The organism is Azonexus caeni (assembly GCF_048146105.1).
Taxonomy (GTDB): domain Bacteria; phylum Pseudomonadota; class Gammaproteobacteria; order Burkholderiales; family Rhodocyclaceae; genus Azonexus; species Azonexus aromaticus_B.
In genome coordinates, this window is sequence record NZ_JBKJAD010000002.1 from 23598 (window position 1) to 46288 (window position 22691).

A 22691-nucleotide genomic window follows, 5' to 3' on the forward strand; every position below is an offset into this window, starting at 1 on the left:
CCCGCCGCTCAGTGCAGGCGGGCGTTCAACTCCTCGATGGCCGCCGCCCAGTCGGCGTCCTCGATGATCTCTTCCTTGAGGAAACTGCGCTGGGCCGGCGTCCAGAACGGCGCCCGGTAAAGCGCGACGTCGCCGGCCAGCGGCCGGTGGGCGGCGATGAAAGCCTCGATGGCGGGCGGCTCGGACGGCAGGCCGAGCTGGGCGAACAACTGGGGCAGCGTGTGCATCGCATCCATGACTTGACTCCTGTGGCGGGACTGGCGGCTGTTGGATCATCCGCGCCGGGCAAGGGTTCCCGGCTTCTGGCCACCGCCGCCGGGAGTTACAATGCGCCACCCGCAACTTTCCCGCGCCCCCGCCATGTCCATCGAATTCGACTATCCGCTCGCCGCTGAAATCACCCGTAACGTTACCTCCGCCATCGCCGAGGATGTCGGCGCCGGCGACCTGACGGCGGCCCTCGTTCCCGGCGAACGCCGCGTCCGCGCCCGCGTCATCTCGCGCGAATCCGGCGTACTGTGCGGCAGCGCCTGGTTCGACGAATGCGTGCGCCGTCTCGACCCGACCGCCACGGTCACCTGGCAGGCGGCCGACGGCGAACGCATCGACGCCGACCAGCTGCTGTGCACCATCGATGGCAACGGCCGTGCCCTGCTCACCGCCGAGCGCAGCGCGCTGAACTTCCTGCAATTGCTGTCGGCGGTGGCGAGCAAGGCGCGTATCTACGCCGATGCGATCGCCGGCACCCGGGCGCAGGTGGTGGATACGCGCAAGACCCTGCCCGGCCTGCGCGTCGCCCAGAAGTATGCGGTGCGTGCCGGCGGCGGCGGCAATCACCGGCTGGCGCTGTGGGACGCCATCCTGATCAAGGAAAACCATATCCACGCCGCTGGCGGCATTGCCCAGGCGATGGCCGCCGCGCAGAAAGTCGCGGCAGCAGCGGCCGACCGCTGCAAGTTCATCCAGGTGGAAGTGGAAAACCTCGACGAACTGCGTCAGGCGCTGGACGCCGGCGCGACGATGATCCTCCTCGACAATTTTTCCTGCGCCCTGCTTCGTGAAGCGGTGGCACTCAACGCCGGCCGCGCCGTCCTCGAAGCCTCGGGCAACGTCAGCCTGGAAAGCATCCGGGAAATCGCCGAAACCGGCGTCGACCGCATCTCGGTCGGCGCGCTGACCAAGGACGTCAAGGCGCTCGACCTGTCGATGCGCTTCGTCGACTGAGCGCCGGCCTCAGGCCGGCTTGCGGGCGACCAGGTCGATCAGCGCGGCGCGCCCGGCGTGGCCGCGCCCTTCGCCGATCACCGCCTCGTGCTCGCGCAGTTCGAGCAGTTCCCAGCCGGCGAAGGCGCTGCGCAGAAGTTCGGCGGTGTACAGGTTTTCCACGGCGGACGGGCCGCCGGTCCGGTACTCAAGCTGCTTCGGCGTGTAGCCTTGCAGCAGCAACAGGCCACCGGGCTTGACCGCCGCCTGCATGCCGGCAAACAGGATTTCCCGCTCGGCCGGCCCGACGAACTGGATGAAGATGCCGACCACTGCGTCGAAGGCGGCAAGCGGCCATTCCCAGCGTAGCAAATCGGCCTCGATGAAATCGACCGCCACCTGGCGGGCGCGCGCCAGTTTGGCGGCTTTGGCCAAGGCCACCGGCGAAATTTCGGTGGCGGTGACGGCACAGCCCTGCTCGGCCAGCCACACCGAATTGCGCCCTTCGCCGTCGGCCACCGCCAGCACCGACATGCCGGCGGCAAAGCGCCCGGCCTGGGCGCTCAGGAAAGCGTTCGGCGCGGTGCCGAAGAGGTAATCCTCGCCGGCATCGCGATAGCGCGCTGACCAGAAGGCCTCGTGATCAAAGCTCATACGCGCTCGACAACGAACTGCTTGATCGCCGCGACGTCCGGGTCCATGACCACGACGTGCTGCTCGAGGTTCTCGATGCCGGCCAGTTCGGCCGGACGCACCGGCTCGGTACCCAGCGCCTCGCGGATGGTTTCCTCGAACTTCGCCGGCTGCGCGGTTTCCAGCACGATCATGGTCTGCCCCGGCTGGCGCTGTTCGAGCGCCACCTTGAGACCGTCGGCGGTGTGCGTGTCGAGCATCACGTTGTAACGCCCCTGGGCGAAGCGGATCGTGTTGATACGGTCGATGTGCGTGCTGCGCCCGGAGACGAAACCGAACTTCGGCAGGTCCTTCCAGTACACGGTCGTGCTGAGGTCGAAAGCCTGGCCCTGGTCGACGCGCGACCAGAGATCGCGAATCACCACCGGGTCGCGGCCGACCAGGTCGAAGACGAAGCGCTCGAAGTTGGAGGCCTTGGAAATGTCCATCGACGGGCTCGACGTCACGCTGGTTTCCGCCGAAGTGCGCGGACGATAGACGCCGGTCTTGAAGAACTCGTCGAGGACGTCGTTCTCGTTGGTGGCGAGCACCAGCTTGGCGATCGGCAGGCCCATCTGGCGGGCGATGTGACCGGCGCAGATGTTGCCGAAGTTGCCCGACGGCACGCAGAACGACACCGTTTCGTCGTTCGATTGGGTGGCCAGGAAATAGCCCTGGAAGTAATAGACGATCTGCGCCGCGACGCGCGCCCAGTTGATCGAATTGACGGCGCCGATCTTGTACTGCTTCTTGAACGCGGCGTCGTTGGAAACCGCCTTGACGATGTCCTGGGCGTCGTCGAACATGCCGCGCACGGCGATGTTGAAGATGTTGGCGTCGGTCAGCGAGTACATCTGGGCGCGCTGGAAGGCGCTCATCTTGCCGTCCGGCGAGAGCATGAAGACCTTGACGTTGTGCTTGCCTCGCATCGCGTATTCGGCGGCGGAGCCGGTGTCGCCGGAGGTGGCGCCGAGGATGTTGATCGATTCGCCGCGCTTGTCCAGAACATACTCGAACAGGTTGCCGAGCAACTGCATCGCCATGTCCTTGAAGGCGAGCGTCGGACCGTTCGACAGCTCCTGCGTGTACAGCCCATCTTCCAGCTTGGTCAGCGGCGTGATCTCGGCTGCGTTGCCGCCGTTGCGGGTGAAGCGGTAGACGTCGGCGGTGTAGGTCCTGGCGACGATGGCCTTGAGGTCGGCGGCCGGGATGTCGGTGATGAACTTCGAGAGGATCTCGAATGCCAGGTCGGCGTAGGACAACTGGCGCCAGGCGTCGAGTTCGGCGCGCGTCACCTGCGGATAGGTTTCGGGCAGATAAAGCCCGCCGTCCGGCGCCAGCCCGCCGAGGAGGATGTCGCAGAAAGCCTGGGGCGCGGACTGGCCGCGGGTCGAGATGTAGCGCATGGCGTCGGAACCTGGAAAGCGGAAAAAACCGGGATTTTACCGCGTCGGGCGCGCGATACGCATGGCCATGATGAGGCGCAGCACGAACCAGCCGAGCGCGCTGCCGACCAGAAGGCCGGCCGGCATGGCGGCGTCGGCGATGAAAGCGAGGCCGGCGGCGAAGAACAGCAGGCCGCGCCAGCGCCCGCCGACCGCCAGGCAGTCGCGCATCGCCTCACGCGCCGGCGTGCGCACGCCCGGGTGGCGCCAGACCGGCAGCAGTTGCGTCAGCGCCCCGCTCACCAGCGGCAGCAGGAAAGCCGCCGCCCAGGCCGCCAGCGTCGGCCGTGCGGCGATCAGGCCGGCGCCGTGCAAGGCCCCGGCGAACAGGCAGAGCAACCAACCGCACACCGCCGCCAGCAGCGCCGCGACGGCGCCGTCGCCGAGCAGGGCGGCAGCCTTGAAACGGCGCAGCCAGTGGGCAACCAGGCCGAGAGCGATAACGACGAGGATCGCCGCGCCGGCCACCGCCAGCGGCCAGTACAGGGCGCTGCCGACCGCCAGCAGGAGAACGGCGGCGACTTGCGGCCACAGCCGGCGCCGCAGCCAGCCGGCGGCCTGGGGATCGGGCTGGCCGAGCGCGGTCGGCAGCAGCAGCGGCAAGGTGCCGAAAGCCGCCAGCCCGACCAGGCCCAGGGTATTGAGGTGCAGATGCAGGCGCCGCCAGCTCAGCCAGTGTTCCGGCCAGATTCCCATCGCCAGCACGGCGAGCAGCGCGGTCATCAGCAGCAGCACGGCCGCCGCGTACCAGCGCCAGCCGGGATGCGGCGTGCCGAGCGCGGCGCGCGCCCGGCGTACGATCCAGGCGAGGAGCGCGGCGGCCAGTCCGAGATCGAGGAAAGCCGCGAGAAACACGGCCGGGTAAGGCAGGACGCCGAAAAAACCGGCCACGGCGAGCCCGCCGCTGGCCTGCGCCAGCCACGGCAGCCTCCGGACGGCGGCCGGCGCGTCACCGGTGCGCGTCAGCACCGGCACGAAATGGATCATCGCCGCGAAGATCAGCGGCACGATGCCGCCAGCGAAGGCCAGATGAGCCACCGCCGCCGGCGTGCCGACCCCGGCCGCGCCGGCCAGAGCGGCGAGCACGAGGCAGCACAGCGCGGCGACGGCGATCCGCGTCAACTGCCGAGCACCTTGAAATCGATGACGATGGCGCCCGGCTCGCGCTGAACGTAGGCAATCGCCACCTGTTCGCCGTAACGCTGCTGCATCTGGGCGAGCAGCGGCAGCGGGTCGTGGTCGTTGCAGAAACGCATCGTCTCGCCGGGCATCAGCGACTCCAGCGCACCGAAGATGGCGGCGTGGCGGAAACGCTTGGCGACGCCGCGCGCATCGAAGGGGTAGAGGGCTTCCGGCGTGGGGTGGTCGCAGGCATGCAGGGTCTGGGTCATCGTGATTCCTTGGTCAATTGGCCCTTCAGGGCGGGAATACGCAGTCTGCCGGCCACAACGCGCAATTTCCTTGATCCATATCGCCATCGCCAAAAAGACGAAGGGGGCCGCAGCCCCCTTTTGTGCTCCGCTAGCCTGCCGGCTTACTGCAGTTCTTCCAGGCGGATGCGCTTGACCTGGCCCTTGACCGCGGCCAGCGCCTCGACCTTGGCGATTGCGGCGAGCGCGGCGCTCTCGCTGCAGACGTGGGTGAGGATGATGATGTCGGTCTCGCCCTCGCCTTCTTCCGGCTCGCGCTGCAGCATGGCGTCGATCGAGATGCCCTGGTCGGCGAGGATGCGGGTGACGTCGGCGAGCACGCCGGCCTTGTCCTCGACGCGCAGGCGCAGATAGTTGCCGGTCTCGATCTCGCTCATCGGCAGGATCGGCAGGTTGGACATCGCGTTCGGCTGGAAAGCCAGGTGCGGCACGCGGTGTTCCGGGTCGGCGGTGGCCAGGCGGGTGACGTCGACCAGGTCGGCGATCACTGCCGAAGCGGTCGGCTCGGCGCCGGCGCCCTTGCCGTAGTAGAGCGTGGTGCCGACGGCGTCGCCCTTGACGACGACAGCGTTCATCGCGCCCTCGACGTTGGCGATCAGGCGCTTGGCCGGGATCAGCGTCGGATGCACGCGCAGTTCGATGCCCTGCTCGCGGCGCTTGGCGATGCCGAGCAGCTTGATGCGGTAGCCGAGCTGTTCGGCGTACTTGATGTCGGAGGCTTCGAGCTTGGTGATGCCCTCGACGTAGGCCTTGTCGAACTGCACCGGGATGCCGTAGGCGATCGAGGCGATCAGCGTCGCCTTGTGCGCGGCATCGACGCCTTCGATGTCGAAGGTCGGATCGGCCTCGGCGTAACCCAGACGCTGCGCCTCGGCAAGCACGTCGGCGAACGACAGGCCCTTGTCGCGCATTTCCGAGAGGATGAAGTTGGTGGTGCCGTTGATGATGCCGGCGGCCCATTCGATGCGGTTGGCGGTGAGGCCTTCGCGCAGCGCCTTGATGATCGGGATGCCGCCGGCGACGGCAGCTTCGAAAGCGACCATGACGCCCTTCTCCTGAGCGGCGGTGAAGATCTCGGTGCCATGCACGGCGAGCAGCGCCTTGTTGGCGGTGACGACATGCTTGCCGGCGACGATCGCCTGCATCACGACTTCCTTGGCAACACCGTAGCCGCCGATCAGTTCGACGATGATGTCGATTTCCGGATCGTTGACCAGGGCGAAGGCATCGTCGGTGACGCGGGCTTCGCCGCCGGTCACCTGACGGGCCAGTTCGACGTTCTTGTCGGCCACGGCGGTAATTCGAATCGGCCGGCCGGCGCGGCGGGTGATTTCTTCCGCGTTGCGCTTGAGAACGGTCCAGGTGCCACCGCCGACGGTGCCGATGCCGATAAGGCCAACATTGATGGGTTTCATAGGTCAGTCTTTGTTGATGAGGTGATTGGTGTTGTGACGTTTGCGATAGTTTTCGAGGAAGCGGGCAAGGCGGCCGACCGCTTCCTTGAGGTCATCCTCGTGCGGCAGGAAGACGAGGCGGAAATGGTCCGGATGCGGCCAGTTGAAGCCGGTGCCCTGGACCAGCAGCACTTTTTCTTCCTGCAGCAGTTCGGCGATGAACTGCTGGTCGTTCTTGATCGGGTAGATCTTGGGATCGAGCTTCGGGAACATGTACAGCGTCGCCTTCGGCTTGACGCAGGAAACCCCCGGAATCGCGTTGATCAGCTGGTGGGCGACGTCGCGCTGGCGGCGCATGCGCCCGCCCTCGCCGACCAGGTCGTCGATGCTCTGGTAACCGCCGAGCGCGGTCTGGATGCCGTGCTGGCCGGGCGCATTGGCGCACAGGCGCATCGAGGCCAGGATGTCGAGGCCTTCGATGTAGTCCTTGGCGTGCCGCTTGTCGCCGGAAACCACCATCCAGCCGGCGCGATAGCCGCAGGAGCGATAGTTTTTCGACAGCCCGTTGAAGGTAATGGTCAGCACGTCGTCGGAGAGCGCGGCGATCGAGGTGTGCTTGACGCCGTCGTAGAGCACCTTGTCGTAGACTTCGTCGGCGTAGATGATCAGGTGGTGCTCGCGGGCGATGGCGATGATCTCGTGCAGCAGGTCATCCGGGTACAACGCGCCGGTCGGGTTGTTCGGGTTGATGATGACGATGGCGCGGGTGTTCTTGTTGATCTTGCTGCGGATGTCGTCAAGGTCGGGCAGCCAGCCTTTTTCCTCGTCGCACAGGTAATGCACCGGCTTGCCGCCGGACAGGCTGATCGCCGCCGTCCATAGCGGATAGTCGGGCGCCGGCACCAGCACTTCGTCCCCGGCATCGAGCAGCGCGTTCATCGCCATGACAATCAGCTCGGAGACACCGTTGCCAACGTAAATATCCTCCAGCGTCACGCCCTTGATGCCCTTCTGCTGGGTGTAGTGCATGATCGCCTTGCGCGCCGCGAAAATACCCTTCGAATCCGTGTAGCCGGCCGCGTTCGGCAGGTTGCGGATGATGTCCTGCTGGATTTCCTCGGGCGAATCAAAACCGAAAGCGGCCAGGTTGCCGATGTTCAGCTTGATGATCTTGTGACCCTCTTCCTCCATCTGCTTGGCCATCTGCAGCACGGGGCCGCGGATGTCATAGCAGACATTGGCAAGTTTGGCGGATTTCTTGACGTGCTTCATGGGAGAATGTCCGGATTGGCGGCGTTTTGGCCAAAGGTATAATCCTACTATTACGTTTGCTGCACCGCAAAGTGAAACTCCATATCACCCCGAATGCCGGACTCAACCTGTTTACCGCCTATGGCGACGACTACGTTGCGGTCAACCACGAGAAACACCACACCAGCCTGATCGTGCTGCCAGAGCGCCTGCTCGCCGCGTGGACCAGCGCCAGTGTCGGCAGCCTGCAGGAAGCCGACATGCAGACCCTGCTCGGCCTGGGCGTCGAGGTCGTTCTGCTCGGTACCGGCAAGCGGCTGCGCTTTCCTGCGCCGGCCTTGATGCGTCCGTTCGCACCAGCCGGCATCGGACTCGAAGTGATGGATCTGCAGGCCGCCTGCCGGACCTACAACATCCTTGCCAGCGAAGGCCGCAAGGTGGCGGCCGCCCTGCTCTTCGACTGATCGCTCAGCCGTCGCTCCGGCCCATTGTCGCCAGCAGCATCGCCATCACCCCGGCGGCATCGCGGGCGGCTTCGAAATCAGCCGGTGGACCGAACAGGAAACCCTGCGCGGCATCACAGCCCATGTCGCGCAGCAGGGCAAGCTGCGTTGCCGTCTCGACACCTTCGGCGACCACCCGGGCACCGAGCCGGCGACCGAAGGCAACCAGCGCTGCGACCAGTTCGTGGATTGCCCGGTTGCCGACGATTTCACCGATGAAGGAACGGTCGATCTTGATCGTGTCCAGCGGCAACTGGGCCAGCAGGGCAAAAGAGCAGTAGCCGGCGCCGAAATCGTCGAGCGAGAAGCGGCAGCCGGCATCGGCCAGCCGCGAGAGGGTATCCATCGCCTGCGGATTGCCGCCCAGGGCCAGCTCGGTCGACTCGAAGGTAATGTTGTGCGGCGGCACGCCGACGTGGGTCAGAGTATCGAGCAGCCGCTCGACGGCATCCGGATCGGCCAGTTGCCGGGGGGACAGGTCGATCACCAGACCGAATTCCCCATTGCCGCCCTTCAGCGCGGCAGCGGCCTCGGCCAGGGCGCGTCGACCGAGCTCCGGCATGATGCCGATCGACTCGGCAACTTCCAGAAAGCGCCCGGCGTCGAGCAGACCGAACTCGGGATGCTGGAAGCGCAACAGGGCTTCGACATACTCCACCTGCCCCGTGGTCAGTGAAATTTCCGGCAGATAGAGCAGGCTGTAACGCCAGTTTTCCAGCCCCTCGCGTAACTCGCGCTCCATGTCGAAGCGGCTTCCCCCCGGCAGCGAGGTCGGACGGAAAAAACGGCAGTTGCCCCGGCCCTCCGCCTTGGCTTCATACAGGGCAGTATCGGCGGCGGCCAGCAGTTCGTCCGGCTGCTCGGCATCGTCGGGATAGATGGCGATACCGATGCTGGCGCCAATCTGCAGGCTGTGTCCAGCAACACCGATCGGCGACGCAAGCTCTTCCAGGAGCTTGCTGCAGACACTGCGCAAGCCATCGACACCGTCATGCTCCTCGACCAGCAGTACAAACTCGTCGCCGCCCCGGCGACTGACGGTATCGGTTTGGCGCAGACACTGCAGCATGCGGCGGGCGGTCACCTGCAAAACCTGGTCGCCGATCGCGTGCCCCCAGGTGTCGTTGACCTCCTTGAACAGGTCGAGGTCGAGGTAAAGCACCGCCAGCTTGTGCCGGTAGCGCTGGGCACGGGCGATGGCGCGCTGCAGGCGGTCCTCGAACAGGACCCGGTTTGGCAATCCGGTCAGGCTGTCGAAATGCGCCAGGCGACGAATCCGCTCTTCTTCCCGCTTGCGTTCGGTGATGTCCGAAATCAACCCGACATAGCGCCGGGTTCGCCGTCCGTCGCCATTGACGGCGACGATCGACAACCACTCCTCGTACAGGCTGCCATCGCGCCGACGGTTGGTCAGTTCGCCGGACCAGCGGCCGTGATGGAGGAGACTCTCCCACATCGCGCGAAAAAATTCGGGACCATGCCGACCGGAAGACAGGATGCGCGTCCGCCGGCCGATGATATCGCGCGGCCGGTAACCGGTAAGCACGGTAAATGCCGGATTGACGGCGAGCACCCGGGTTTCCTCGTCGGTCACCAGGATGCCTTCATTGGCTGCCTCGAAGACCATCTGTGCCAGTTTGCGTTCGATCGTCCGCTCCCGGTGACGGGCGCAACGCTGCAAGGCTTCCAGCAGTTGCGCCGGATCAGGCGGCATTGTCAGATAGGCGTCGATTCCCTCGCGGATGACACGGTCGAGCAAGGCGAGATTGGCCGCTGACGTGGTGACGATCACCGCGACATCTGCGTCGAGTTGCCGCGCTTTGTCGCACAGCGCCAAGCCGTCCCCATCCGGAAGCATCTCGGCGACGAAGATGATATCTGGCTCAACTGTCGCGCAGTCGGCGAGACTAGCGTCGATGGTGTCGGCAAGCGAGATTTCACGGACATGCGCGACAACGCAATCGCTCAGCGCCTGACGCCGGGCGGCATCGCCATCGACGATCAGGACACGCAAGGACGCGAGATCAACAGACGATTCCGGCATCACCGAAGTCAACGCGCGCCGGCAAAAGCAGCGGAGGCACCGCCGGAGAAACAAGGGAAGGAATCAGTCGCCAGACAGGACAAGGGGGCTTCCGGATCGCATAAATGAATCGCGGAATTTACCCGCTAGCGGCCAAAAAACCTATACAACCTAGGTCATACCCGCCTTCCGGCGGGGAATCCGGGTTTACATCAGGCCTTGCGGGTTGTTCGCTTGCCAGCGCCAGACATCCTCGCACATTGCCGCCAGATCGCGGGTTGCCCGCCAACCCAGCTGTGCTTCCGCATTGGCCGGATCGGCATAGCAACTGGCAATGTCACCCGGCCGACGCCCGGCGATCCGGTACGGCACCGGCCTTCCGCTCGCCTTCTCGAAGGCCCGGAGCATTTCCAGCACGCTGTACCCCCTGCCGGTCCCCAAGTTGACCGTCAACTCACCTGGCGCACGCGCCAGGGCATCAAGGGCCGCGAGATGACCGAGGGCGAGGTCGACAACGTGGATGTAATCGCGCACGCCGGTGCCGTCAGGTGTCGGATAGTCGTTGCCAAAAACTGCCAGTTCCGGACGCAGACCAACGGCGACCTGCGAAATGAAAGGCATCAGGTTGTTGGGAATGCCGTTCGGACTCTCGCCGATCAGGCCGCTGGGATGGGCGCCGACCGGGTTGAAATAGCGCAGCATGGCAACGCGCCAGGAAGGATCGGCGCATAGCATGTCGCGCAGGATCTCCTCGACCATCAGCTTGCTGCGCCCGTAAGGATTGGTCGCCTGCAGCGGAAAATCCTCGCGGATCGGCACCGTGTGCGGATCGCCATAGACAGTCGCCGACGAACTGAAGACCAGCTTGCGTACCCCGGCGTCGGCCATGGCCCGGAACAGGCAAAGGCTGCCGCTGACGTTGTTGTCGTAATAGGCGAGCGGTTTCTCCACCGATTCGCCGACCGCCTTGAAACCGGCAAAATGGACCACCGACTCGATCGGGTTTTCGGCAAACAGACGCGCCAGCAGGACCTGATCCCGGATATCGCCCTGCACGAAAGCCGGCCGTCGGCCACAGATGGTTTCGATCCGATCGAGCACCCGCAGGCTGCTGTTGCTCAGATTGTCGAGAATCAGCACCGATTCGCCGCGACTGAGCAGTTCAACGACAGTGTGCGAGCCGATGTAGCCGGCGCCTCCGGTGACCAGAATCATGGTTTTTCCCAGAACGACAAATTCATTCCGCTGCCCTGCCTTTCGCCCGCAACCACTGCAGCAAGGCGGCAAACAACTGCCCCGGCGCCACCGGCTTGCCGAGATGATCATTCATGCCGGCAGCCAGGCAGGCCTGGCGATCTTCATCGTAGGCATTGGCGGTCATGGCCAGGATCGGCGTCCGCTGGTTCAGCGATCCGGCGCGGATCGCGGCGGCGGCCTCGATGCCGTTGCGCTTCGGCATCTGCATGTCCATCAGGATCAGGTCGTAGCGATTTTCGCTGGCCATGCGTACGGCCTCATCGCCGTCAACAGCGAGGTCGATGACCAATCCGACATCCTCCAGCAGATCGCAGGCCACCTCGCGGTTGATCGGATCGTCCTCGGCCAGCAGAACACGGGTGCCAAGAAAATCGCGGCGCAAAACCAGTTCCGGCGATTCCGGTACAAGACAGGTGCTGGCTTCGCTCCCGGTGAGCAGCGGCTTGTCCAGCGTCACAATGAACCAGAAACGACTGCCCCGACCGGGTTCGCTATCGACGCCAATCTCTCCGCCCATCAACTCGATCAGGCGACGGCTGATCGCCAGCCCCAGCCCGCTCCCGCCGAAGCGACGCGTCATCGAGGAATCCGCCTGCTCGAAGGGCGTAAACAAGCGCGACAAGGCATCGGCGGCAATGCCGATACCGGTATCGCTGACCTCGCAACGCAGGCGCAGCGAGGCGCTAGTCTCGTCGAGCACCTCGAAGCGCAGGCCAACGCTACCGGCTTCGGTGAATTTGAGCGCATTGCCAAGCAGGTTGATCAGCACCTGCGACAACCGCAAGGGATCGCCCAGCAATGCCTGGCGCGCGCTTGCCGGCAAGGGATCGACGAGCAGTTGCAAGCCCTTTTCCTCAGCCCGGTGCGCCGTCACCCCCAAGGTATTGTCGAGAATCTCGACCAGGCGGAACGGCCGTTTTTCCAGCGTCATCCGCTCCGCTTCTATCTTGGAGATATCGAGAATGCCGTTGATCAGGTCGAGCAGATGCGCCGACGACTGGCGCGCCTTGGCCAGGCGTTCACGATCCCGGGGATCGCCGGTCTTGCGCCAGACGAGTTCGATCATGCCCATGATGCCGTTCATCGGTGTCCGCAATTCGTGACTCATGTTGGCGAGGAAGGCACTTTTCGCCCGGCTCGCCGACTCGGCTTCCGCCTTCGCCCGGACCAGTTCGGCGGTCCGTTCGACAACCAGCGCTTCCAGATTGTCACGATGTGCCTGCAGTTCGTCCTGGACCCGCTTCAATTCGCTGACGTCGGTGATACCGCCGAGCAGGCCGGCAATCCGCCCGTCGGCATCGGCAAAGGTGGCCTTGTGGAAGATCACCTGGCGCCGCCCTTCGGGACCCATGATGCTCCATTCGTAGCTCTGCGTTCCCGGCTCAGCAAACAGGCGGCGATCCATTTCGTCATAGCGCTCGGCTATTTCCGCTGGCGCCATGTCGAACACGCTGTGACCGACGATCTCGTCGCGGCGCTTGCCGAGCAACTGCTCGAACGCCCGGTTGCATCCGCGATAGCGGCCGCTGCTATCCTTGTAGAAGAAAGGTATCGGCAGGCATTCGATCAGCGTGTTGAGGAAAACCGCCTGATTGCCGAGTTGCCGCCAGGAGCGGCGCAACAGCCAGGCCGCGCACAAGGTGGCCAGGAAGAACCCGAGCAGCAGGACCAGGGTACGCTGCAATTCCCGCTGCCAATCAGCCAAAAAGTCCTGCGGCGCCATTGCCACCGTCAAGACGAAAGGCGTGTGCTGAATCCTGCGGAAAGCGTAAACGCGCTCGACCCCGTCCGCCCCGGCATCCGCCATAACCCCTTCCATGGCTCCGCTCTCCAGGCGCTCCGCGCCCCCCTGCTTCAAAGATGAACTAGCCACCCCGGCGGCGCCTGACGGCGGCAGCGGATGAGCGGTGAGCAAACTCATGTCGAGATAGCGGATTGCCGCTTCTCCATGCTCGCCCAACTGCAAGGGCGCCAATTGGCGGGTGAAATGATCCAAGGTGACCGCCGCCGTCACGATGCCAGCAAAGGCCCCGTCGACACGCCTCCAGGAACGGGTAAAGGCAACCACGGGGATTTTCGACACCTTGCCGATGATGGGCTCGGCAACGATCAACTGCTCACCGGGCGCCGCCCGGTGTGCAGCGAAGAACGGCCGGTCGGCCAGCGACACCGGTGCCAGGGGATCGACCCCCTTGCCCCAGCGCAGACGCCCCTCGGCGTCGCTGACGCGAAAGGCATCGATCGCGCTATGCCGGCCCAGATGAAGTTGCAGGACGTGCTCGATTCTTTCATCGGACAGATGCCCTTCGCTCCCCAGCCACTCAAGCATGTCCACGATGCCCAGCAGGCTCAAATCGATGCGCCTGACCGAATCGCCGACGCCCAGTTCGAGCAAGGCCGCCAGATTGGCGGCATTCTCCCGGACTTGAGCCTGCGCCCGTTGCCGGCTGGTCTGCAAAGTGGTCGCCGCGATGGCAATCATCAGCAGATTGAGCAACAACACCCCAAGCACCAGCAAATGATGAAAACGCTGGCCTCCGCCAGAAAGCGGCGCAGCCTGAGCATTGGTGGAAAGATTGCGGGAAAACATCAATGGAGCGACAGTGGCGGAGCGCAAATGACGAAGGAGGATTATCACATTTCCATCGGGCATTTACGTCAGCGCTCGGCAGAAAACACCGCAGCGGGTCTCGGAACGATGCCTGGCGCGCCCGGAGGGACTCGAACCCGCCAAATGCGCTGCAGGACAATGGATTTAAGTCGATTGTGACCATTTTGCGACAATCACCTTATACGCGCAACAATCATCAGCAGCCTGAACCACGACCAGCAGCAGTCCCGCCAGGCCTCGAAGCACCGTACCGCCGGCCCGTGCGTCCGGCGGTATTCAGCAAGGTCGGTAACCGTGCCCATCACTCACTCCGGCCAGGCGGCGTCGCACTGACGGGCGTCGGCAGCGTGGCCATCAGCTGCTGCTGCCACTGCGCGATATCGGCTGCTGCACTGTCCGAGTAGCTCTGCGGCGGTTGCGGCTGCAGCGCGTGCGGTTTCGGCGGTAGCTGCGGACAGGCGCTCGCGGAAATCGTCGGTTGTCCGGCGCAGGCGCTCATCAGCGCCGGCAGCGCGAGCGCGGGCAGCAGCCAGCGCCTGTTCCAGGTTCGTGCGGTCATCGATCGCTCCTTTCAGTTTTGTTGCCAGCCGGCGCTCTTCCGTGAGCGCGGCATCCTTGGCCGCGGCCAGCTTCGCGGCGTACTCGCCGGCTGCACGGTCGTAGCCGATCTGCTGTTGATGTGCGTTGTGCGTCGTCCAGGACCACCAGATGGCCGCGGCGGCGACCAGGGCGGCCAGCCACTTGAGGTTCGCGGGGATCATGCCAGCACCACCTTGGCGCGCTCCCAAGAGGCCAGCCGGTCGGCGTAGCCGTTGAACCCGCCGTTGATCTTGCGCGTGATCGCGCGGAACTGCCCGGTGTCGGCCAGCGTGTTGAGCCTACGGCTCCACCAGAACCAGGCAGCGCTGCGGCAGGCCGGCACATCCTCCTCGAGCAGCTGCGGATGCTTGATCAGCAGCATCTCGTCGCCGAACAGCGCGAGCGATGCGGCGCGGTAGTTCGCCCGGCCGGTGATCTGGATCAGGCCGCGGCCCTTGAAGCGATGGCCGTCGCCCGGCTCGGTGTTGCCGAGGTCCGCGCGGCCTTCGTAGGCGCTGCCGTCGGCGATCTCGCGCACGTAGCGCAGGCTGCCGCTCTCGTGCGCCACCTGGGCCAAAAATGCCGCCTGGCGGAGCGGCGTGTCGATGCCGAATTCGGCCATCGCGGCGGTCAGCGGCTCAAAAAAAACGCCGGCTCGCGGGCCGGCGTAGGGCATGATCTTGCGCAATTGATCAAGGGTGATCACGGCAACCTCCTTGGAGAAAATCGGCCGCGCGCCGCCGCCTCGGCGCACAGCCCGGCTTGTAGAACGGATCGGGCACGCCGGCTGCCCAGTAATGCGCCGTCACCCACTCGACGGCGCACACGGCGGTCAGCAGCAACAGCGTGAAGGCGTTGGGCACGTAATGCCACGACAGCGGCGCGACCATGCCGGCACAGGCGGCGCCGCCCAGCGCGAAGAACGCCAGGCGGACGGCGATGCGGACCTTCGCGCAGCAGGCGACGAGCTTTGAGAACACCGCCCAGAACAACGCGACGCACAGCAGTTCGTGCGCGATCAGCAGCACGTCATCCATTGCCCTGCCCTCCGCTGGCGCGGTTGGCGAGCGCGCCGAGCGCCGCAGCGATGGCCGTGAACACCGGCCGCCAGCCGTTGCCGAGCGCGCCGATCAGCAGCGCCACCGGAGCCAGCGCCTCATTGACCGGAATCTGCCACTGGCGCTCGAGGACACTGGCTGCGACACCGGTCAGCACGATCGCCGTCAGCGTGCAGCGCAGCAGCAGCCAGGCGCCCTCGGTTCGCGTCACCGTGGTCTGCGCCGACAGCGGCCACAGCGCGCCAGCCAGCGCAGCGAACGCGATCAGCGCATACGGACCGGCGAGCGGCCCGAGCAGCGCAACGAAGATGACCGTCAGGCTGATGCTGCCGGTGGTGGTTGGTTCGGCCATGTTGAGATCCAGTTGGCGCTGACCGACATCGCCATCGCGACGCGGCCGGAGTTGGTGAGGATTGCCATAGTGGCCCCTAGTGTCAGTTAGGGGGGAGTTTGGCATCACGACGGGCGGCGGTGCGGCATAGGCGGCGCGGAATAGCTCCGGGTCCGCCGCATTCCGCGCCGCCAGAGTCTTCTGGCCCCATTTTCCCGTCTGGCGTTGCGCCGACCACTACCTTGGAAAGCTTCACGGCCACGGCCGGAAGCCAGCCGGCCAGGGTTGCCACTACGCCACCGATTGAGATGGCATCGACAGCGGTTTTTGCGTGCTCAGTGAGCATGGTCAGGGATCGATGTAATACACAGATGGGCTTCCTAGATAGAAATACGTGCCCGGCGTCGTCCAAGTAACGCCTACCTGCAAAGTCCATTCTCCGTGCGCTGTATCGACGCCATCGGGGCCAATTGTTGCGATCGCTTGAGATTTGACCAACTGTGAACCGGACCCGGTGGCGCTTGCGAAGATATTTGAAAAACTGCCAGTGGTGTCATACGCCCTGTATTTAAGGTACATGTTCACTGTGTAGTTTGCGCAATCGGTCTCAACTGGAACAGAAACAAAGTTGATTCGTGATCCTAGCGGTATTTGAACCGGGAAATTCGTTGCTGATCCAGAAACGGTCACGTTGTCAGACTTGTTTTGCCCCGACCACGTAATGCCACTGCCCCCCTTTGCAAACCAGTATCCATTAAGGGTCAGATTTTTGATGTACGAAACGGTTGCGTAACCGATATTGGTGTACTTCGCAACCAGCGTGGTTATCGTGGTCGTCGAGTGAGTCCCGGAAAATAGGCGCAACACACAAGACGCTGAAAGCGCATTACCAAAATCCGCATACGTTGTGAGGTCAGTACCAACGATTGCGAACGTGTTGCTTTCGTATTGAAGTTGTCTGACCATGTTCATGGAAGAACTGTAATTGTCAACCGTAATTGGAACGTATCCAACGCCGAGAAGCCCGCTATTCGCCATGAAATAATTTCCCACGAGGCGCATCGAGTTGATGGTCCCGTAGGTGCCGACGCGCATGTGTATGTGTCCGGCGTAGTTCAGCTCAAAATAGTTGTTCTCAGCCGCCATGCAGTACGAAGAGTACAGCGTCCCTGAGGAAAGTCCGTTATCAAAACAAAGTCCGTACCCTGTGTTATTTTCGAACGTGTTATTCGAAACGGATACGCTTGCGCCCCACAACGTTGCGCCGTTTCCGCCATTTGATTGAAATTCAGAGCAATCAATTCGTACAGTTGTTGATTGGCTTTCCGGAGATATGCCTTGATGCCTGATACCGTCTCCGTTGTTGGCCTGAGAATGTAGATTTCGAATCTGGATCAGGTACGATCCAGAATAAACAGTCCCTGTATCAGTAAGGTGAATACCGTGGGAGCCGTTGCCATTAACGGTGACATTATCAATAACCAGCCAGACCGCCCCGTTACCATAAATGCCGCACAAATTTGTCTTCGTGTCATTACCGGAAATGCGGACGTTATCAATTTGGCAATGAAACGCCGCGTCAAGTACGACAACGTGATTTGCAGATCCATCGGACTTAATGACGGAGTTGTAGCCGTCGCCGGTCAGCCGGGTAAAACTGGGCATATCAACGCTTTGCACGATGTACGTCCCCTGCGGCGCATAGACCGTGCGCCGCTGTGCGCTAAACGCAGCAGAGAATGCTGCTTGAGAACTTGTTAAGCCACTTCTGTCTGCGCCGAACCAAAGGACGTTATAAGCTCCAGAAAAATCACGCTTCCACCACCGACCAAGCGCATCCTGCCGGTAGATGCCGTCCGCCGCAGACGGAGTGTCGGTGGTGCGGCGGAATACGCCAGCGCCGCCGTCGAAAATGTTCTGGACGCCGTAGACCATAACGGCAGTCGCATCGCCAGTGTAGGCGTCAAGCCCGGCGTAGTTCCCGATCTCCGGCAGCCGCTCGTTCAGCGCAGCCTCGACCGTCTGCTCACCATACCCGACCATCGATGACCCGGCCCCGGAAGCCAGGTTCTCCGTATTGATATCCGGCACACGCCAGATCGATCCATCGAACCGCTTCAGCAGGTTGTACGTCGTATTGAAATACTCGTCGCCGGCCGTGCAAGGATTCCCTAGCGGGTCGGTCGTCGGGTCTTCAGCAAGCGGACCATAGCTGGTTGCGCGCATCGTGTTCAGGTAGCCGAGCGCCTGGGTCGCTGCGGCTTCTGCATCACCGACCTTCTGATTCAGTTCGGATTCGGCGCCCTTGAACGTCGGCCGCGCCACGCCGAAACGGTCGATCCACGTCGGGTCCGTCGAGTTCATCGCCTTGTCGAGGTTCTGGGCGTTGTCGTAGAGGTCGCGGGCGTCTGTGCTGCCGATCGCGTTGCCGGTGTTGTAGGCCATGTCTCGGGCTCCAAAAATGAAAAATCCCGCTTGAAGGCGGGCTGGTGAGGATGTTCGTTGTGCCTCAGGCGGGCGGCGAGTTGTCGTCGTCGTCGTACATGCGAGAGTCGTACTTGACCGCCAACACATCGACCGTCTCGCCGGGCGGGTCAATGTCGGTGATCAGCGCCTGATAGCTCCAGGTGGTCAGCGTCCCGAAGATGACGTGTGTTGGTTCTTCCGGGCCGTCGATCACAAGGTCAAAGTCAAGGTCTTCGCCGATCACGATCTGGTACTCGTCGGCGCCCTGTGCCGCTTCAATCGGGCCGCATGTCGTGCCGTCCGGCCGGCGAAGCGCGACGACATGGTCGGCGCCATCTAACCACTGCATCGGCTCACTGACGGTCAGCACGCCGCCGACAGTGTCAGGCTCCCATCCGATGACCACGGAAGATTGGCCGTAACCCGGCACATCGTCGGACAGTGCGCAGTAGCTGAGATACCGGCTGTTGAGTGCCGCAAGCTCTGTCGAAAACCGATACTCCTGCCGGCGGTAAAGATGGCCGCGCCGGATGCGCATGCCGATCCGCCATGCTCGGGTGCGATCCGTCACGCCTTCGAGCTTGATCTTGTCGACGCGCGTGCCTAGGTCGCCGGGAAGGCGGCACTCGACGGTTTCCTGTTTCCATGTCTCGGCGCTGGTGAATTCGACGTCGACGCCGTCGTAGTCGTCAGGGTCTTGAGTCTTGAACTTGCGCACCAAAGCCGTGCCGCTCGGCATCGCCTGCGGCGTGTAGAGGTGTTCGAACTCGGTTCGTCGCTCATCGCGTACCGGCCTGATCTTGCCGTTGTCGATGGTCGCTTCCGCAAACCCTGCGCGCAGCGCCTGTGCCAGTTCGTCCTTGACCGTGGTCTGATCAACCAGCGCGTTGTTGTAGGTGTCGCCGCGCGCTTGCCAGACAGCATCGAGCGCGTCGAGCTCGGCCTCGTTGATGTCGTTGGCGCTGTAGCCGACGTCGCCGGCTACGTACCGCACCCACGATGCGATTGATCGATCGGCAACACCGTCGTGCTTCCGCGTGACCAGCATGTTGATCTTGTTCTCGGTCTGTGCCGCCAGCTTGTCCGATCCGGTGATCGTGATCGCCGCCGTGGTCACGCCGGCATAGCTGGTCGGCGATGACAGCAGCGTGCGGGCGCCGTACCACTCGACGCGGTCGGAATAGGCCGCGTCTTTCGACTCTTTTCCGACGCGCCGCATGCGCATCTGCACGCGCCGAGAACCTGCCGGGAGATCGGCGCCAAAGGTGAAGCCTAGCTGATCGTCGGTGGATTCCGTGAATACATGTAGCGCGCTGACCGATGCTCCGCCATCAATGCGGTACTCTGACTGCACGCGAGCCGTCAGCGAGCGCACCTTTCCTTCGCGGTTTCGGCGGATCAGGCCGGCCGGGAAGAAAATGTCGTACTCGACGCGCAGCGCCTCAACGTTGCCAGGGGAAACATCGAACCAGCCTGACCAGCCACCGACGATGTCGTCAGACGCTTCGATGCTGACATCCGGCGTCGTCAGCTCAGGGAAAAACCCTGACCACGACGAATCGTCGGTGCCGTCCGGCAGCAGGCGCTGAAATTCGAATCCGACCGTGCCGCTGTCGCCGTCCGGAAGCGTGCCGGATACAAGCGCCGTGATGCGGTACTCGGGGCCGGCATAGACAATCTGCGTCGTTACGAATGCCCCGGTCCCGACTTCGATCTCGACCTCACGCGGCCGGTAAATCTCGACCCCGGAATATACCCCTGGCGTCATTGACCCGGCCGGCTGCCATCCCTCAACCGGCTCATCGCCGAATGCGCCGGGCGTCGTTCCCCAGCGATCAAGCGTCATTTCGTCATAGCTTCTGCTGGCAGAACCGGACGAGAAATACGGCGTCGCACCGAGCACTGGAGCATGGTTCCCGGACAGCGTTATCTGCTGTCCGTCAAACGGAGAATCATCGGCAATGGTGATGATGCCGGCGCTCTCGGTAACGGTCACTCCGGCAACTTGCGAATCGATCGCGGCCGCTACGGCTGCGGCATCGGCATAATCGGCATCGAGAACGCACTCCTGGCCGGCAACGAAAATCGTCACAGGCGCCGCCGCGTAATCGATTTCTGCGGCTACCGACCCGGTAATCGTGCTCGCGCTGCCAGCCTCGACGACGCCAGTCGTCAGCGAGTTGATCCGGTACCGGCCGTCGACCTTGCCCGTCCCATCGATCTCGATCACGTCTGCAACAGCGAAAGAGATTCCGGTCAGATCGCAGCGGATGATGTCGCGGTTTGGCGCGCTTGTCGTTCCGCCGCCATCTACTACCTCAATCTCTCGGCTGTAAGTCATGATCGTGACCTTGGTTCCGACCTCCCAATCCTGCGGCATCGCGCCGCCCCCCGGCGGGACGATGATGCTGCTGCCGGTGATCCGGTACGTGTCGGCCTCTGCCCGCTCAGTTGCCGACGACCCTGCGGTCAGTCGGATACCGGTACCGCTGCGCGTCGTGCCGACGTTCTGGCACGGGTACCAGACGCGGCTTGCCTGGTGCGCCGAAACGTCAGCGCCTGGCCCGAAAATCGACGCGTCGATGGTGTCGCCGAAATCCTCGAACGCGGCATCACCGATGCGCATGCTGTCGATGCTGTATTCGCCGACGCCGATGCAGAGCATCAGGTCGATTGCCTGCGTTTGCTTATTGACGAAGTAGCGGCGCGGCTGGCAGAGGTAGTCCGGGAAAACGCGATACTGCCCGGCGATCTCTGGGATCACGCCGTTCAGCCGCGGCGTGTTGGCCTGCACGTCGGCGGCCTTGAGTTCCAGCGCCGTGCGCGTGCTCGACTTCGGGATGTTGGGGCGCAGCAGGAAAGCGACGGCGATTGCGCCGAGCGCCAGCGCGCCGATCACCCAGAGCGATACGCCGTCGCGCGGGATGACGACGATCTTGACCGTGACGCCAGCGAACAGCATCAACTCTGGCCATTCAGCCGGCGGAACGATGCGGCCGGCCACGCCGACCTGCAGCGGCTGCCAGTCGGCGGCCGGGTTGTAGCTCGGGCAGTTCGCAGTCAGCCAGTCGTGCAGCGACATGCCGGCGACGTCGTGCCGCTCGACCGGCTCGGCGATCAGCGCGGAACTATAAATCTCGATCATGGTATGTCACTCGCCGGTAGCGGGTTTCGAAGTCTTCAATGCGCAGCCAGCGCGGGCCGCCGTGCGGCGTTGTTTCAAGCACAACAAGGCGGCGCTCGGCTTCAAGCACGATGCCGACGTGGATACAGAAATCAGCGCGCCAGACGCAGGCGATGGCGCCTGCCTGCGGCCCGACCTGTTCGAATCCTCCGGACAGCACGTCGTGCGTCGCCGCCGTCATGGCCGGCTTGTCGTCGGGATCGACGGTCGCATGCGCAGCCAGGTCATCGCCGCGCAGCGCTTGACGCACCAGGCGCACCAGCCCCCAGCAGTCGCAGCCATTGGCATCCCGACCGTGCGGCACGTAGGGAATGCGCAGGAAGTCGCTGATCCTCACTGATCGAACCAGCGCAGGCCAGGCGCGAAGCCTGCGGTGTAGAAGCGGCGCGGCCACGCGGTGTTGATCATGTCGAAGAACGACGCCGTGACCTTGATCTGGCTGCCCTCCATCTCGCCGCCCTTGATCACGAACCTGAGCGGGTTCTCGGCCGGCTCGGTCTTGTTGCTGGCCAAGTAGTGGCGGAAAGTCAGGTGAATCATCTCGCCGGCATCGAGCGCCTGGTCGATCAACTGCTGCGCTTCGCCGGTGACGTTGTCGATCACGAAGTTCAGCTTCTGCGTTCCCGAGGTGTCGCGCTTCGGCAGCGAGACGCCGATGGCTGCGGCTTTGAACGTCAGCGTTCGCGCGTCTTCGGTGACGCAGGTATGGTCTTCGTAGCCATTCGTCAGCAGGATCGGTTCAGACCAGGCGGCACAGGTGATTTCCAGCGTCGGGATCACAACGTCGGTACCGGCCGACGCGAAGACGCGTTCCAGGATCGTCATGCTGCTGGCCACTCGCGGTTGATTGCGATGTCGATGATCGCCGCGCCGAGAATGATGTCCGGGTGCGCGGCAAGGATGGCATCGACGGTCTGGCGCTCGCGGATTTCCAGGTCTGCCGAGAATTTCCAGCGGTCAACGCCGATCAGGTCCGGGCCTTCGTACATCCCGACGAACCGGCATTCGTAATCCCGCAGGCCGAGCGGCGTGCGCAAGCGCGCGTTGAACCACTCTGCGCCATCGGACAGCGTCCAGCGGAACCATCCTTCGAAGACCTGCGCCTGAACTTGCGACAGGTTCCACGACACGGACGCGATGCTCGGCACGCTGGTATATCGGCGGCGCTGGATGGCGCGGCCGGTGGCAAGCTCGGTGCGCTGTAGCGGAGAGACGTGGTTGATGCCGTAGCCTGAGCGCAGCGGCGGCGGCAGGTCTGCCGGGTAGTCGATCGTTGCGGCCATG

22 protein-coding genes are annotated in these 22691 nt (G+C 63.8%); 3 read left to right on the plus strand and 19 right to left on the minus strand.

What is annotated here, in order from left to right; translation table 11 throughout:
- Positions 1–8: 8 nt before the first annotated feature.
- Positions 9–236, minus strand: a complete 228-nt coding sequence (locus ACLIIZ_RS02940) for a DUF2789 domain-containing protein (RefSeq protein ID WP_416690712.1) — start codon at positions 234–236, stop codon at positions 9–11.
- Positions 237–327: 91 nt separating this feature from the next.
- Here ACLIIZ_RS02940 and nadC point away from each other — a divergent pair, with 91 nt between their 5' ends.
- A complete protein-coding gene (nadC, locus tag ACLIIZ_RS02945) occupies positions 328–1224 on the plus strand; it encodes a carboxylating nicotinate-nucleotide diphosphorylase (protein ID WP_416690713.1) in 897 nt (298 codons plus the stop codon).
- A gap of 9 nt (positions 1225–1233) precedes the next feature.
- Here the strand turns inward: nadC and ACLIIZ_RS02950 are convergent, their stop codons facing one another.
- The 6 genes from ACLIIZ_RS02950 to ACLIIZ_RS02975 all read right to left on the minus strand — a co-directional run bounded on the left by ACLIIZ_RS02950 (position 1234) and on the right by ACLIIZ_RS02975 (position 7416).
- Positions 1234–1857 carry an SAM-dependent methyltransferase gene (locus ACLIIZ_RS02950; RefSeq protein ID WP_416690714.1) on the minus strand — a complete coding sequence of 208 codons (624 nt, stop codon included), beginning with the start codon at positions 1855–1857 and terminating at the stop codon, positions 1234–1236.
- A complete protein-coding gene (gene thrC, locus ACLIIZ_RS02955; protein WP_416690715.1) occupies positions 1854–3281 on the minus strand; it encodes a threonine synthase in 1428 nt (475 codons plus the stop codon). The genes ACLIIZ_RS02950 and thrC overlap by 4 nt, the downstream gene beginning before the upstream one ends.
- A 36-nt stretch (positions 3282–3317) precedes the next feature.
- Positions 3318–4442: a hypothetical protein gene (locus tag ACLIIZ_RS02960; RefSeq protein WP_416690716.1), complete on the minus strand. Its 1125-nt coding sequence runs from the start codon at positions 4440–4442 to the stop codon at positions 3318–3320.
- Complete coding sequence (locus tag ACLIIZ_RS02965) at positions 4439–4711, minus strand: DUF2249 domain-containing protein (RefSeq protein ID WP_416690717.1); 273 nt, start codon at positions 4709–4711, stop codon at positions 4439–4441. The genes ACLIIZ_RS02960 and ACLIIZ_RS02965 overlap by 4 nt, the downstream gene beginning before the upstream one ends.
- 143 nt (positions 4712–4854) lie before the next feature.
- Positions 4855–6165, minus strand: a complete 1311-nt coding sequence (locus ACLIIZ_RS02970; RefSeq protein WP_416690718.1) for a homoserine dehydrogenase — start codon at positions 6163–6165, stop codon at positions 4855–4857.
- A 3-nt stretch (positions 6166–6168) separates the two neighbouring features.
- Positions 6169–7416 carry a pyridoxal phosphate-dependent aminotransferase gene (locus ACLIIZ_RS02975; protein WP_416690719.1) on the minus strand — a complete coding sequence of 416 codons (1248 nt, stop codon included), beginning with the start codon at positions 7414–7416 and terminating at the stop codon, positions 6169–6171.
- Positions 7417–7487: 71 nt separating this feature from the next.
- Between ACLIIZ_RS02975 and ACLIIZ_RS02980 the strand changes: the two genes are divergently transcribed.
- Positions 7488–7859, plus strand: a complete 372-nt coding sequence (locus ACLIIZ_RS02980; protein WP_416690720.1) for an Mth938-like domain-containing protein — start codon at positions 7488–7490, stop codon at positions 7857–7859.
- A gap of 4 nt (positions 7860–7863) precedes the next feature.
- On the opposite strand, the gene ACLIIZ_RS02985 is transcribed toward ACLIIZ_RS02980, so the two are convergent.
- The 3 genes from ACLIIZ_RS02985 to ACLIIZ_RS02995 all read right to left on the minus strand — a co-directional run bounded on the left by ACLIIZ_RS02985 (position 7864) and on the right by ACLIIZ_RS02995 (position 13681).
- A complete protein-coding gene (locus ACLIIZ_RS02985; protein ID WP_416690721.1) occupies positions 7864–9942 on the minus strand; it encodes a putative bifunctional diguanylate cyclase/phosphodiesterase in 2079 nt (692 codons plus the stop codon).
- A gap of 186 nt (positions 9943–10128) precedes the next feature.
- Positions 10129–11136, minus strand: coding sequence for a UDP-glucose 4-epimerase GalE (galE, locus tag ACLIIZ_RS02990; protein WP_416690722.1), 1008 nt, complete (start codon positions 11134–11136; stop codon positions 10129–10131).
- Positions 11137–11158: 22 nt separating this feature from the next.
- A complete protein-coding gene (locus tag ACLIIZ_RS02995) occupies positions 11159–13681 on the minus strand; it encodes an ATP-binding protein (protein ID WP_416690723.1) in 2523 nt (840 codons plus the stop codon).
- A gap of 15 nt (positions 13682–13696) precedes the next feature.
- On the opposite strand from ACLIIZ_RS02995, the gene ACLIIZ_RS03000 reads away from it, so the two are divergent.
- A complete protein-coding gene (locus tag ACLIIZ_RS03000; RefSeq protein WP_416690724.1) occupies positions 13697–13948 on the plus strand; it encodes a hypothetical protein in 252 nt (83 codons plus the stop codon).
- A gap of 146 nt (positions 13949–14094) precedes the next feature.
- On the opposite strand, the gene ACLIIZ_RS03005 is transcribed toward ACLIIZ_RS03000, so the two are convergent.
- The 9 genes from ACLIIZ_RS03005 to ACLIIZ_RS03045 all read right to left on the minus strand — a co-directional run bounded on the left by ACLIIZ_RS03005 (position 14095) and on the right by ACLIIZ_RS03045 (position 22690).
- On the minus strand, positions 14095–14550 hold the full coding sequence (locus ACLIIZ_RS03005) for a hypothetical protein (RefSeq protein ID WP_416690725.1): 456 nt from the start codon (positions 14548–14550) through the stop codon (positions 14095–14097).
- Positions 14547–15074 carry a glycoside hydrolase family 19 protein gene (locus ACLIIZ_RS03010; protein ID WP_416690726.1) on the minus strand — a complete coding sequence of 176 codons (528 nt, stop codon included), beginning with the start codon at positions 15072–15074 and terminating at the stop codon, positions 14547–14549. Before ACLIIZ_RS03010 ends, ACLIIZ_RS03005 begins: the two co-directional genes overlap by 4 nt.
- Positions 15061–15405: a hypothetical protein gene (locus ACLIIZ_RS03015; protein WP_416690727.1), complete on the minus strand. Its 345-nt coding sequence runs from the start codon at positions 15403–15405 to the stop codon at positions 15061–15063. Before ACLIIZ_RS03015 ends, ACLIIZ_RS03010 begins: the two co-directional genes overlap by 14 nt.
- Positions 15398–15778, minus strand: a complete 381-nt coding sequence (locus ACLIIZ_RS03020) for a hypothetical protein (protein WP_416690728.1) — start codon at positions 15776–15778, stop codon at positions 15398–15400. The genes ACLIIZ_RS03015 and ACLIIZ_RS03020 overlap by 8 nt, the downstream gene beginning before the upstream one ends.
- 327 nt (positions 15779–16105) lie before the next feature.
- Positions 16106–18202, minus strand: coding sequence for a right-handed parallel beta-helix repeat-containing protein (locus tag ACLIIZ_RS03025; protein ID WP_416690729.1), 2097 nt, complete (start codon positions 18200–18202; stop codon positions 16106–16108).
- Positions 18203–18266: 64 nt separating this feature from the next.
- Complete coding sequence (locus ACLIIZ_RS03030; RefSeq protein WP_416690730.1) at positions 18267–21368, minus strand: host specificity factor TipJ family phage tail protein; 3102 nt, start codon at positions 21366–21368, stop codon at positions 18267–18269.
- Positions 21352–21744, minus strand: coding sequence for a hypothetical protein (locus ACLIIZ_RS03035; RefSeq protein ID WP_416690731.1), 393 nt, complete (start codon positions 21742–21744; stop codon positions 21352–21354). The genes ACLIIZ_RS03030 and ACLIIZ_RS03035 overlap by 17 nt, the downstream gene beginning before the upstream one ends.
- On the minus strand, positions 21741–22232 hold the full coding sequence (locus tag ACLIIZ_RS03040; protein WP_416690732.1) for a DUF1833 family protein: 492 nt from the start codon (positions 22230–22232) through the stop codon (positions 21741–21743). The genes ACLIIZ_RS03035 and ACLIIZ_RS03040 overlap by 4 nt, the downstream gene beginning before the upstream one ends.
- Positions 22229–22690 (minus strand): hypothetical protein, encoded by a 462-nt coding sequence (locus ACLIIZ_RS03045; protein WP_416690733.1) that lies wholly within the window; start codon positions 22688–22690, stop codon positions 22229–22231. The genes ACLIIZ_RS03040 and ACLIIZ_RS03045 overlap by 4 nt, the downstream gene beginning before the upstream one ends.
- Position 22691: the final 1 nt, after the last annotated feature.